The 12137-nt window shown below is 58.9% G+C and carries 12 protein-coding genes and 1 other RNA gene; 10 read left to right on the top strand and 3 right to left on the bottom strand.

What is annotated here, in order from left to right:
* Window positions 1–94 precede the first annotated feature (94 nt).
* Window positions 95–448: a hypothetical protein gene (locus tag PGW49_RS03735; RefSeq protein WP_270225579.1), complete on the top strand. Its 354-nt coding sequence runs from the start codon at window positions 95–97 to the stop codon at window positions 446–448.
* Entirely contained in the window at window positions 445–960 is a 516-nt protein-coding gene (locus PGW49_RS03740; protein ID WP_270225580.1) for a type II toxin-antitoxin system VapC family toxin, read from the top strand. Before PGW49_RS03735 ends, PGW49_RS03740 begins: the two co-directional genes overlap by 4 nt.
* A gap of 58 nt (window positions 961–1018) precedes the next feature.
* Here PGW49_RS03740 and PGW49_RS03745 read toward each other — a convergent pair whose 3' ends face one another.
* A complete protein-coding gene (locus tag PGW49_RS03745; RefSeq protein WP_270225581.1) occupies window positions 1019–1453 on the bottom strand; it encodes a hypothetical protein in 435 nt (144 codons plus the stop codon).
* A 239-nt stretch (window positions 1454–1692) separates the two neighbouring features.
* Here PGW49_RS03745 and ssrA point away from each other — a divergent pair.
* The 8 genes from ssrA (at window position 1693) to PGW49_RS03785 (ending at window position 11033) form a co-directional block, all read left to right on the top strand.
* Window positions 1693–2056, top strand: a transfer-messenger RNA (tmRNA) gene (gene ssrA / locus PGW49_RS03750).
* Window positions 2057–2641: 585 nt separating this feature from the next.
* Entirely contained in the window at window positions 2642–3520 is an 879-nt protein-coding gene (locus tag PGW49_RS03755; protein ID WP_270225582.1) for a patatin-like phospholipase family protein, read from the top strand.
* A 193-nt stretch (window positions 3521–3713) separates the two neighbouring features.
* Window positions 3714–4157: a 50S ribosomal protein L13 gene (rplM, locus tag PGW49_RS03760; protein ID WP_022094635.1), complete on the top strand. Its 444-nt coding sequence runs from the start codon at window positions 3714–3716 to the stop codon at window positions 4155–4157.
* A 2-nt stretch (window positions 4158–4159) separates the two neighbouring features.
* On the top strand, window positions 4160–4555 hold the full coding sequence (gene rpsI / locus PGW49_RS03765) for a 30S ribosomal protein S9 (RefSeq protein WP_022094634.1): 396 nt from the start codon (window positions 4160–4162) through the stop codon (window positions 4553–4555).
* A gap of 123 nt (window positions 4556–4678) precedes the next feature.
* The gene (gene glmM, locus PGW49_RS03770) at window positions 4679–6016 is read left to right on the top strand and encodes a phosphoglucosamine mutase (RefSeq protein ID WP_055251011.1); all 1338 of its coding nucleotides are present in this window, start codon (window positions 4679–4681) and stop codon (window positions 6014–6016) included.
* 101 nt (window positions 6017–6117) lie between these two features.
* The gene (locus PGW49_RS03775; protein ID WP_306421699.1) at window positions 6118–6585 is read left to right on the top strand and encodes a PTS sugar transporter subunit IIA; all 468 of its coding nucleotides are present in this window, start codon (window positions 6118–6120) and stop codon (window positions 6583–6585) included.
* Between the two features lie 272 nt (window positions 6586–6857).
* Window positions 6858–7586 (top strand): glucosamine-6-phosphate deaminase, encoded by a 729-nt coding sequence (gene nagB / locus PGW49_RS03780; RefSeq protein WP_055251013.1) that lies wholly within the window; start codon window positions 6858–6860, stop codon window positions 7584–7586.
* A gap of 447 nt (window positions 7587–8033) precedes the next feature.
* Complete coding sequence (locus PGW49_RS03785; protein ID WP_270225583.1) at window positions 8034–11033, top strand: AfsR/SARP family transcriptional regulator; 3000 nt, start codon at window positions 8034–8036, stop codon at window positions 11031–11033.
* A 69-nt stretch (window positions 11034–11102) separates the two neighbouring features.
* On the opposite strand, the gene PGW49_RS03790 is transcribed toward PGW49_RS03785, so the two are convergent.
* Window positions 11103–11402, bottom strand: a complete 300-nt coding sequence (locus PGW49_RS03790) for a YhbY family RNA-binding protein (RefSeq protein ID WP_006234690.1) — start codon at window positions 11400–11402, stop codon at window positions 11103–11105.
* A 158-nt stretch (window positions 11403–11560) separates the two neighbouring features.
* On the bottom strand, window positions 11561–12137 hold a 577-nt coding region (locus PGW49_RS03795), incomplete at its 5' end, for a hypothetical protein (RefSeq protein WP_270225585.1).

A 12137-nucleotide genomic window follows, 5' to 3' on the forward strand; every position in this document is an offset into this window, starting at 1 on the left:
CGTTCGGGTGCGGGCTTTTTTGCGTTTGACCGTGTGCTATCAGCCCTATATAGTGATGCTAGCAATGATAGCAGGCGAGAGGAGCGTGATCGATATGAGTGTTGCTGGCAGCATGGTGCAGGTAAATGTTCGCGTGGATCGCTCGGTTAAAGAACGCGCCGAGGAGGCGCTGCGGCTTTCGGGCGGAACGCTGCCCGAACTCATCAAAAAGGTCGTGGCCAAGGTTGCGCAGGGCGGCGGTTCGTGCGAGGAAATCCTCGAGGCCGTTAACGACCGACAGCGGGGTGCCGTGTTAGATTCGCCGTTTGCTGCTTCCTGGGCAGCGGCGGATCAGCTTTACGCGGACTTGGGTATCGATGCGTCGCTTGCATCCGATGCCCGCGATTGGGACACAATCTATTCCGAGACCATGGACGATCGCTATCGCCAAAAGGGGATGATCCTGTGAGCGGAGCCCCTCTTAAGATCATGGTGGATGCCAACGTTTGGGTCGATTCGTTTTGCGTCGACCATGCCGAGTCGCTTGCCGCGCGTGCGTTTATTGGGCGGGCGACGGAGACGCGTGCGCTGCTGTTCTTCCCGGTGCATACCGCTAAGGACGTGCTGTACGTTGTACAGCACGAACTGAAGCGTAGCGTTCTTGCCAGCGGGGGAGCGCTCGACGAGGCATCTGCCCGTGCAATTGGTGATGCGGCGTTGGCGTTTGTTCGGAACATGACCGAAAACGCCACGGCCGTGGGCGCTGATGCGTCGGACCTTTGGCTGGCTGACAAATACTTAGCGCTCCATCGCGATTACGAGGACAACTTGGTGCTCGCCGCGTGCAAGCGCGCGCAGGTTGATTACTTGGTAACTAACGATCGCAAACTGCTCGAACATGCCGATCTTGCAGCAAAGACACCTCGTCAAATGATGCCGATTCTTGCTTTGGCCGAACGCGGCAGCGCGGCTATCGGTTGACGCGAACTGCTTGCGGGCCTCTTGGACGACGATGCGCCAAGGGACCCGCGTCTGCTATTTACAAAAGCTCGGCCTTAATGGCGGGACTTTCTGCGAGCTGCTCGGCTGCCTTTTCGTCGGAGCTGTCGAGTGCTGCCAGACTGCGGTAGACCCACTCGTTGACCTGGGTGTTCTTGACGCCTGCGGTCTGCATAAGGGCGCCTACCTCGCGGATTGCTGCGAGCAGATCGGCTTTGGAACCCGTGAGCTCGACCTCGATGCCGTGGTAGGCGGCCACGCCGCGGTTCTCACTCACGTGGTCGATAAAGCCCTCGACGGTCTCAAGCTGCTGGGCGAGAACTGCATCATCGTCAGCGTCCAGCGCGACGAGTGCGTTCGATACCGTGAGGGCGGGGTGTCCGCAGGGGATAAAGCCTTCGATGACATCCATAGCTTCGGTAATGGTTGAGCCCAGGCCTGCGAGGGCATTGACGAGTTGCTGCTTGGTATCCATAACGGTCCTTTCGACGGGTCAATTTTGCTTGGCGAAAATATACGTGACGCGATCGGTAACAAAAGTGCGAAGTGCGGCGCACATTGGGGTCTTCACAGCTCGTGCATAGAACAGCTGTCCGCTTTCAGAACGTGGTAAGATAACACTCCACAAGCGGGGCTCGCCCCGTATGTTCCTTGAAAAGTCGACGGTTATCGGGTGTTTGCAGGCCCGATACCATCCAGACTTTCCCAACATTCGGGGGCGACTGGTTTCGACACGATAGCTCTGAGAGAGGAAGCAAGCCGAGGTCTCCTCGCCTCGTTAAACAGGGGTACCGTCAAATTGAATTGACAACAACTCTTCTTTTGAGCCTATGGCTCTCGCTGCTTAATTTATAGCGGCGCGTCAACCCGGTGATTTCCCCGACACCGGTGCGACGTCATGTTAGGGGAATGCTCCTGCGCACGTAATCGGTATGGCGCAGGCTAAGATCGAACCGTTTGGGATGCTGCGAGCGTGTCGCTGCGCGCAAAGCGTCCGAGACTAAACCAGCGACTGAGCTTGGAGATGCCAATCAGGGGGCTTTCGTGGACCGGAGTTCGATTCTCCGCGCCTCCACCATATGTAACAGGCAGGTAGAGAAGTGTCTCTACCTGCCTTTTTATTACTTGTAGATACCGCGGAGAATCGAACTCTATGCAGGGCGCGAGCGTTAAGCAAACGCGAAGCGTTTGTAGCGAGCGGGCGAGGACGCCGGCAGGCGGCCGAAGCCGGTACGTATTTGCGAAGCAAATACGCGGATTCTCCGCGCAAAGCTTCAACCCTATGCAGATGCGATGCCGATCGGACTGCAGCCTGCCATGCCCCGCATCAACGTCGCCCAAGGCGGAAAATCCATCCCAGAATTCCGGCTCAGACTGGGATGCGGTTTCCGGATGACGTTTCAAGCGGAAACTGCATCCCGGAATCGACGTTCGGAATGGGATTCATTTTCCGGAAGACGCCTCAAGCGGATAGTTCATCCCGGAATCCGCGCTCAGAACGGGTCGCGCTTTCCCAACGGCGGTCCAAGCGGAAACCGCATCCCGGTATCCCGCCTCAAATTGGGACGCACTTTCCGCTTCACCTGCCGCCTCGAAAAACCTGCGCGCCCTCCATTCCAAAACTGGGTAGAAGAAAGCCAAAACGCAATCGCAGGAGGTCAATATGACTGCAGAAGATAAGGCAAAGAATGCCGGCAAGGTCGCGCTCGTCTTGGAGGGTGGCAGTTTTCGTGGGCAGTTTACCGCCGGCGTGCTCGACGTTCTCATGGAGGCCGGTGTCGAAATTCCGGCGGTATATGGCGTATCGGCCGGTGCGCTCAACGGCGTCAACTACAAGTCACACCAGATCGGTCGCGTCAATCGCATCAACCTGACCTTCTGCAATGACAACCGCTACATGGGTGCCGCATCCTTCGCATCCACGGGCTCCATCGTGGGTTACGACTTTATCTTCAACGATATCCAGGACCGCCTGGATCCCTTTGACAACGAGGCGTTCGACGCGAGCCCCATCGAGATGTACGCCGTCGCGACGGACATGCTCTTTGGAACTGCCGCATACCTGCCGGTCAAAAGCGCCGTGCTCGACCTCGACGCCGTGCGTGCCTCGACCTCGTTGCCGCTGGTGACGCCGTCGGTCGAGATTGACGGGCACAAATACGTCGACGGCGGCGTAGCCGATTCGGTTCCTATCGAGCATGTGCTGGAGGAGGCCGGCTTCGAGCGCGCGGTTGTCATTGTCACGCAGGACCGCTTGTACGAGAAAAAGCCCTACGAGTTTATGCCTGCTGCGCGCGCCCGCTATGCCGACTACCCCTACCTGCTCGAGGCTATCGAGACGCGCCACGACCGCTATAACCTCCAGCGCATGCACCTGTGGAAGTATGAGCGCGAGGGCCGCGCGCTGGTCATCGCTCCGCAAAAGCCGGTCGAGGTCGGCCATGTCGAGCATGATCCGGCAAAGCTTTTGGACCTGTATATTCAGGGTCGCCAGGAGGCAAAGCGCCTGCTCGCGGAAATCCAAGAGTTCGTTGAGCGCTAGCGACGGCGAACCCTCAAAAAATGACAACAGCTAAAGAGCTGGAAAATCACGGCTCGTGGATGACATGTGCAGAAACTCTGGTCGGAACCAAAATACCTGTTGACTCGTACGGCGAGCGGGGTAATATGGACGGGTTACTTGCAGAGCCCCGTGAATCTCTGTAACAACACGTACTGTACATGGAGGAGTCTAAGTGATTTCGAAATCGACTCACTACGCCAAGCAGGGCGAGGTCCAGCGCAACTGGGTTCTCGTCGACGCCGATGGTGCTGTCCTGGGCCGTCTTGCCACCCAGATCGCAATGATCCTGCGCGGTAAGAACAAGCCCCAGTTCACGCCCAACAGCGACTGCGGCGACTTCGTTGTCGTCATCAACGCCGATAAGGTCCAGCTTACCGGTAACAAGGCCGACACGAAGACCTATTATCGCCACAGCGGCTACAACGGCGGCCTCAAGGCTGAGAGCTTCCGCCAGGCTATGGAGAAGCACCCGGAGAAGGTTATCGAGCGCGCCGTTCGCGGTATGCTGCCCAAGACCACCCTCGGCCGTGCCCAGATGACCAAGCTTAAGGTCTACGCTGGTGCCGAGCATCCGCACGCTGCCCAGAACCCCACGAAGATTGAGCTGGAGGCTTAAAGATGGCTGAGAACACCGTTGTCTACCAGGGTACCGGCCGTCGTAAGAACGCCGTCGCCCGCGTCCGTCTCGTCCCCGGCACCGGCAAGGTGACCATCAACAAGCGTGACGCCGAGCAGTATTTCGGCCGTCATCAGCTCGTTGAGAACGCCCTTGCTCCCTTCAAGGTGACCGACACCGCCGGTCAGTTCGACGTTATCGCTCTGTGCGATGGCGGCGGCATCTCCGGTCAGTCCGGCGCTCTGCGCCTGGGCATCGCTCGCGCTCTTCTGAACGCTGGCGACTACCGTGCTGACCTCAAGAAGGCCGGTTTCCTTACGCGCGATGCTCGCGTGGTCGAGCGCAAGAAGTACGGCCTCAAGAAGGCCCGCCGCGCTCCCCAGTTCTCCAAGCGCTAAGGTTTTATCTCCTTTCGAGATACAATGTACAAGCGGGGCCTGCCGATTCCTCGGCGGGTCCCGCTTTTCTTTTTCGACTAGGGTGGGCGGTTGCATATCGCCTGCTAGGGAAGGAGCGATCCTATGCCCCAGAACATCTTCGGTACCGACGGCGTCCGTGGCGTCGCCAATGCCGACCTCTCGTGTGACCTCGCGTTTCGCCTGGGCCGCGCGGCGACCAAGTTCCTTGGTCCGGATATCTGTGTCGGCCGCGACACGCGTCTTTCGGGCACCATGCTCGAGAGCGCTCTGACCGCCGGCATCATGGCCGAGGGCGGCCGTCCGCACTGCTGCGGCGTCATCCCCACGCCTGCCGTGGCGCTGCTCACCGTCCAGAATGAGCTCGACGGCGGCATCGTCATCTCTGCTTCGCATAATCCGCCGGAGTTCAACGGCATCAAGTTCTTTAGCCGCAAGGGCATGAAGCTTCCCGATGCGGTCGAGGAAGAGATCAGCGCCTGGGTCATGTCCGAGGAAGCCATGGCTGCCGACACGCTGCCGACCGGTGCCGGCGTGGGCCACATCATCAAGATGAAGGACGCTCGCAAGGCATACGTCGACCACGCCATCGATACGCTTGATGGCCTGAGGCTCGATGGCCTGGTCGTTGCCGTCGACTGCGGTCACGGTGCTTCCTGCCAGACTACGCCCGCCGCGCTGCAGCGCCTGGGTGCCACGGTCCATGCCATCAACACCGATTACTGCGGCACCGACATCAATGTCGAGTGCGGCTCCACTCACCTTGAGCCCCTGCGCGAGCTCGTGCTGCGCACCCATGCTGACATCGGCCTGGCCCACGACGGCGACGCCGATCGCGTGCTCTTTGTGGACAGCGAGGGCAATGAGATCGACGGTGACTACATCCTGGCTATCTGCGGTTCTGACCTCGCCGCCCGCGGCAAGCTCGCCAACTCCGAGATCGTCTCGACCGTCATGTGCAACCTGGGCTTCTCCATCGCTATGAAGGAGCAGGGCTTCGAGATGGTTCAGACCGCTGTGGGCGACCGTTATGTTCTTGAGCGTATGCTCGCGGACGGTGCCGTCATCGGCGGCGAACAGTCTGGCCACATCATCTTCCTGGAGCACAACACCACCGGTGACGGCCTGGTGACGGCTCTGCAGCTGCTGGCCGTGCTCAAGCGCACCGGTCGTACCCTCACCGATCTTGCCGGCATCATGAAGAAGTACCCGCAGGTACTCGTCAACGTGCATTCCGACAACAAGGCTGGTCTGGACGATTGCCAGCCCATCTGGGATGCCGTCGCTGCTGCCGAGAAGGAACTTGACGGCCGCGGTCGCATTCTGGTGCGTCCGAGCGGTACCGAGCCGCTGGTCCGCGTTATGGCCGAGGCCGAGACGCACGAGCTGACCCAGCGCGTTGTCGACGACATCGTCGAGGTTGTCAAGCGCGAACTTCCCTAATGGTCAAAAACGAGTGCCAAGTGGTAAACTGTTAAGGCTATTTTGGTCGATTGGTATGTCCGAGGGGGAGCATGTTCACTAAAGTCCTAAGGTCTTTTGGTATGCGTGGTCGAGTCCTTACGCTGGATGCTCCCATCTCGGGCGACGTCATTCCGCTTTCCGAGGTAAACGACCAGACATTTGCCACCGGCCTTTTGGGCCAGGGCGTGGCGATTCAGCCTACCGGCACGCGTGTGATTGCACCGGCTGATGCCAAGGTCGAGGCCATTTTTCCCACGGGACACGCTGTTGCGCTTAACACGGTCGATGGCTTGGACGTGCTCATCCACGTTGGTTTGGACACTGTTCAGCTTGAGGGCAAGCACTTTACCGTACATGCGCAAGTGGGTGACATCGTCCATAAGGGCGATGTGCTCATTGAGTTCGATCGCGAGGCAATTGCTGCCGAGGGCTACGATGTGACGGTTCCCATCTTGGTGTGCAACTCTGTTGAGTTCTCGAGCATCAAGGGCTCCGTTGGCGTGCATGTCGAAGAGATGGACCAGCTCATCGTTGCTCGCGAGCGCTAGCAAGTGCACGTGGCCATTAGCCTACAATTCAAACACGTTTACGGAGGGCGCCCTTGAAAGAGGACGCCCTCCGTGGCAAGATGGGATTTGTCCGAAGCTAAAAGGCTTCGGGTCACCGTGGACGGGCAGGGGCCTCGACGCGGCTAGACACGAGACACATACATTACGCGACCTCGCCCTGGTGGCCGCACACGTTGGTTGCGGCCGACGCGGGCCGCGGGCAAGTGCTTGTAAGGGGAGCCTTGCCTCTCTTGTACGAGAAAGGACGCGTAATGAAGATCATTAAAGCTAAAGACTACGAGGATATGAGCCGCAAGGCCGCCAATATTATCTCGGCGCAGGTTATCCTCAAGCCCGACTGTGTGCTGGGACTTGCCACCGGCTCCACCCCGATCGGTGCCTACAAGCAGCTCGCTGCTTGGTACGAGAAGGGCGACGTCGACTTTGCCGAGGTCAGCACCTACAACCTGGACGAGTATCGCGGCCTTTCGCACGACGATCCCCAGAGCTATCACTACTTCATGCGTGAGAACTTCTTCGATCACATCAACATCGACCTGAACAACACGCATGTGCCCGACGGTTCCAACCCCGACGCCGCCGCTGCCTGCTCTGAGTACGACAAGATCGTCGCCGCCGCCGGTTACCCGGATCTGCAGCTGCTCGGCATTGGCAACAACGGCCACATCGGCTTCAACGAGCCCGATGACCACTTCTCCAAGGGCACGCACTGCGTCGACCTCACCGAGAGCACCATTCAGGCCAACAGCCGCCTGTTCGACAGCATCGACGACGTTCCCCGTCAGGCCTACACCATGGGCACCCAGACCATCATGTATGCCCGCATGATCCTGGTCGTCGCCAACGGCGAGGCCAAGGCTCAGGCCGTGCATGACATGTGCTATGGTCCGGTTACGCCCGCGTGCCCGGCTTCGATCCTGCAGCTGCACACCAACTGCGTTGTCGTTGCCGACGAGGCCGCCCTTTCGCTCTGCGAGTAGCGCGAATCCTGCACCTCGACATAGCCTTGCCTAAGGCCTCCGCTTTGCGGGGGCCTTTTTGCTATCCCTTTCCACCCGCTTGACCAAAATCTTGCCGCAAGCTTGGCGAATGCCGGATGTCAAACAGCTTGATTCATTCCATACCAGATTCTATGCAAAAATGCCACTAAAAGGTCGTAGACGGTAGCGGGTGCTAGGCGAGTTGAATGACATGGCTGAACCTTGTTCATTTGCGTTACACTGCCGCTTAGATGGGACAAGCTGACAAGCCATTTACCTGCTTAAAGACCGATTAGTCGGGGGATTAATAACAATCGGCCCTCGCTGTACAAAAACTTGCCGCTTGCGTACCAAAAGACAACCTAAAACACAAGGTCGCTCTATTCATAGCGCGGCTTGTATGGTCTTGCGGTTACAGTGTCCATACGGTCGAGTTGAGGAGCGGGCATGGTAAACGATTTGGGCAGTATAGACGACCTCGAGCTGATGCCGCTGGGCGGAGGCTATATGGTGCGACGCGAACGCTTGATGAATGAGCTTATCGCCAAGGGCCGAAAGGCCGGCATTGTGGTTCTTTATGCGCCCGACGGGTTTGGGAAGACCTCGGTACTGCTGCAGTACACCCATGAGGTTAAATGCGACCCGACGCGAGGCCCCGTGCGGATTATCGAGGCCGATCGCGCCACTGGGCGCGAGGTGTTTATGCAGCTCGAGGTGGTTACCGAAGAACTCAAAGACAAACCGCACTCCCTTATCGCGATTGATAATGTGCCAAACCTCGATCAGCACGATACCGAAGACCTCATCGACAGGATTCGCGGCCTGCGCGCTATGGGGGTAGGGGTCTTTATCTCCTGCCGTCCTTCAAATCGTCAACTGATTCATGGGCTGGGCGATTCGGTTAAGATCAATGCGCAGATGCTCAAGGTGCATGCCTATGAGTATTCGGCGTGGGCATCGGCGTTTTCGATCAGCACATCGCTCGACTTTTATCAGCTCACGCAGGGTGTGCCCGAGCTCGTCTCGGCATTGCAGACGGGTCTGTATGGCCAAGGCGACGTAGCCGGTCTGCTCGAAAACGAGATTGTCAACGTATATGGCGCGGCACTTGTCGATCTGGCTTCGCTCGACAATAATGCGCTGTTTTGCGTGGCATGTCTCATGATTTTGATGGGCGAGGGCAATATCGCAGAACTCGAGGCTTGTGGGGTGAGGCTGTCGATGGTCGACCAGTCCTACTTTGTACGCGACTACCCGATCTTTGGCTTGGACCCCGCCGAGCGGAGTTTTACGTGTCTGGGCACGGAGGATAACGGACGCTTGCGCTTGCGCAAGTTGGTGGCCGAGGTTCGCCCCGAACTTGTTCCGAGGGCGGCCCGGATTTTGCTTAAGGCGGGTAGATGCGATGTGGCGATGGGCCTGGCGGACGCCTTTTTGGACCGTGATGCGGTCCTTGAACTTGCTGGGCAGTATGGGGTCGATCTGGCTCTGACGGGGCACGGGGCCGATATCTGCCGAGCAGCGCTGGGCACGATCGATGCCGAGGATCCGGCTCCAGAGCCAACGCCTGCCGAGGCGCTTGGCGTATATCTGGCAGCGGTCAGCGTGTCCAATACAAAGCTCGCTCGCTATATGGCATCGGTTATCGAGCGCGGGGGCGAACGGGCGGCCTGCGAAATAGACCCTGTTTCATGGAGGGTGGCCCAGACACTGACGGCTGTTTGCTATGGGGACAACGGGCTTGGGCTTCCTACGAACCTGGCCGTGCCAGAAATCGAGACATCCCATACCGCACTCGATATGTTGTCCGCACATATCGAGGTCAAGCGCTGCCTGACCGAGCGGGGAGATGACGGCGGCGTTCTACAGCAACTCAAAACGAGCAAGGCCTACGACTGCGAGCTCGACATCGCGGGGATTGTTATGCGGGCCGATAGCATGCTGGTGGAGCTCTTTGACGGGTCGTTTGCGGGAACCGACGAGCGCGACGACGAGATGACGGTGGTGCGGGAGGCGCTCGACGTACGTGGGCTTAAGGCGATGGCTATCTGGGTGCGCATGGTGTTGGCGGCACGGCGGCTCCTTTCCGGCCTGCCGGTAACCGACGACGCGGCGTTCAACGAGCTCGATCGTTTTGCCGTGCGCATGCGCGACAACCAGATTCAGCTGTTTGGCCTGTTGCTAGAAGGCTGGCAGTCGCTGGCAGAGGGACGGCCGGTTAATGCAAAGTTCCGTGCGGTCCAAGTGCTCAAACTTGCCGAGGAGTCGATTGCGTACATGCGCGATAATGCGTTACTGCTGGAGCGCGCGGCATATCTGCGTAACACCTCGATGGTTTCGGTACGCGAGGAAGCGGAGTTGCTCGATATAAGCCAGACGCAGGTTGGTGGCGCAGAAGCCTGGATGGTGGCGCTGCATTTGGCCTGTGCGGGCCGAGACAGCGACCTTGCAGCCTGGATGTCCATGAATCGCGCGGGGATTCTAGAGCCATCGTATCGGCTCTTTGCGCGCCTTGCCATGCATTGTCTGGGCGAGCCGGCGACCAGGATTCGCAAGAAGCTTCCCGTGCGCGAGCTGTCGCGGTACTCGCTGCGCGACGATTTGGAAGGGGAAGGCGAGCGCCTGTTCCAGGCCGGTGAGGTTGAAGCCGTTGATACCATTGACCATATCGAGATTCGCATGTTTGGGGCGTTTCGCGCCGAGCGCGACGGGTTTCCCATCACGGACAAAATGTGGCGCCGCAAGAAGGCGGCGACACTTGCCGAGCGGCTTGCGCTGGGCATGGATGCGCTCGTCGATCGTGAGACGCTGGCCATGGAGCTGTGGCCCCATGCCGAGTTCAATAGCGCCCGCAACAACCTGTACTCGACGATATCGCGCTTGCGGTCGGCTTTGGGACCGACGCCGGATGGCAAATCGTGTGTGCTCATCCAAAATGAATGCATCGGACTCAACGGCGACTACGTCAAGACCGATGTACGGCTGTTTGACCAGATAAGCCGCGAGGTTTTGGGAAATCGCACGGGTGCGCGCGGGCCCCATTTAGTTGAGCTGTGCCTTAAGATTGAGCAGCTTTATGCCGGCCCGTTGTATGTTCCCAATGGCTGTAACCCCACCTACTTTTTGCGTATGCGACGCATTATGCAGTCAAAGTACATCGATTGCATGATTAAGGGAGCAAATGCCGCTCTAGAAGAAAACGACCTGCAGTCGGCGATTTGGCTGGCGGAGTCGGGGCTTCGGCAGGAAACGGCGCGTGAGGATATGGTGCGCTGCGCCATGCGCGTCTACAGTGCGGCGGGGCGGCGGCGCGATATCGTCGAGCTATACAGCGGTCATATGCACCACCTGAGGGAGCAGGTCAATGGCGTTCCCGAGCCCGAGACGCGGCGTCTATACGAGCGCTTGGTGGAGGGGCGGCTCAATCGCGTGCTGGTCGAGCGATAAAAAACGGGTGCCCGAAGTACTCGGGCACCCGTAAGCTTGCTATATGTTGGCTCGCCGGATCATTGGCTCTTAGACGAGCTTGATCTTCTCGATATCCTTGCGCGAGGACTCGCGATACAGCGAGAACTTGCGGCCGATGACCTGGACGACCTCGGCGTGGCAACGCTCAGCGAGCTCTTCGGCGGCCTCGCGGGCGGAAAGACTGGAGCCATCGAGCACGGAGCACTTAACGAGTTCGTGCTTCTCCAGGTAGGCGACCGTCTGCTCGACGGTGCCCTCGTTGACATCGGACTTACCGATGATGATGGCGGGGTTGAGATGATGGGCCATGCTGCGAAGCTGCTTGACCTGGGCTCCTGTCAGTGCCATGGGTTCTCGCTTTCTATGTATGGGGCGCCCCGCGACGGGGCCTTAATCTACGTGAGCTGTTCCACGATAGCGCAGGAACGGCGCAGTGTGGAGCGCGTTTGCCCAGTTCAAAAAGAATGCGGATGCCGAGTGAGTGGGCGGTGCGGGCTGCGAACAGGCTATGAGCTGGGCGCAGAGACCGGTTCCCATGAAATAAACGCCCAGCGAACCTTACGGATATGGTCGAGCATATAGCGCCCCTGCGGCACGCCCTTGGAGCCCGGCTCGCCGGCATGGGGGTTTTCGATCATGTGCTGAGCGATATAGTCGCGCAGGCGGTCGATCTTATCCTCGTTGCCATGCTCGAGCATACGGGAAAAATCCGCCACGCCTGCCTCAAGGCTATCGAAGGTATCGCGACGAGGCGATTCAAAGTACGTGACCTGCGGCAGGGCACCCATCTGAATGAGGATGTTGAAGGCGTACACAAAGCCATTGCTGCAGGTAACCGAGGCGCCGATAGCGTTCATCAAGTGCAGATCATAGCGCGGGCTGGAGTTGGCGACCATCGTGACAGCACAACGCCGACGAGCCGTGCGGTCGAGCTTGGCAAGCGCATCTTTTAGATTGGTCGTCGTAACCGACCGACTGGCAAAGGCAACATCCACCGCTTTCGCGACCGGTCCAACCAAATCCCAAGGCTCTGTTAGACCAGGATTGACATACATGTGTCCCCACGGTGCCATATCGTTAGCC

Origin of the sequence: Collinsella aerofaciens (assembly GCF_027679495.1) — a bacterium.
GTDB classification, from domain to species: Bacteria; Actinomycetota; Coriobacteriia; order Coriobacteriales; family Coriobacteriaceae; genus Collinsella; species Collinsella aerofaciens_AK.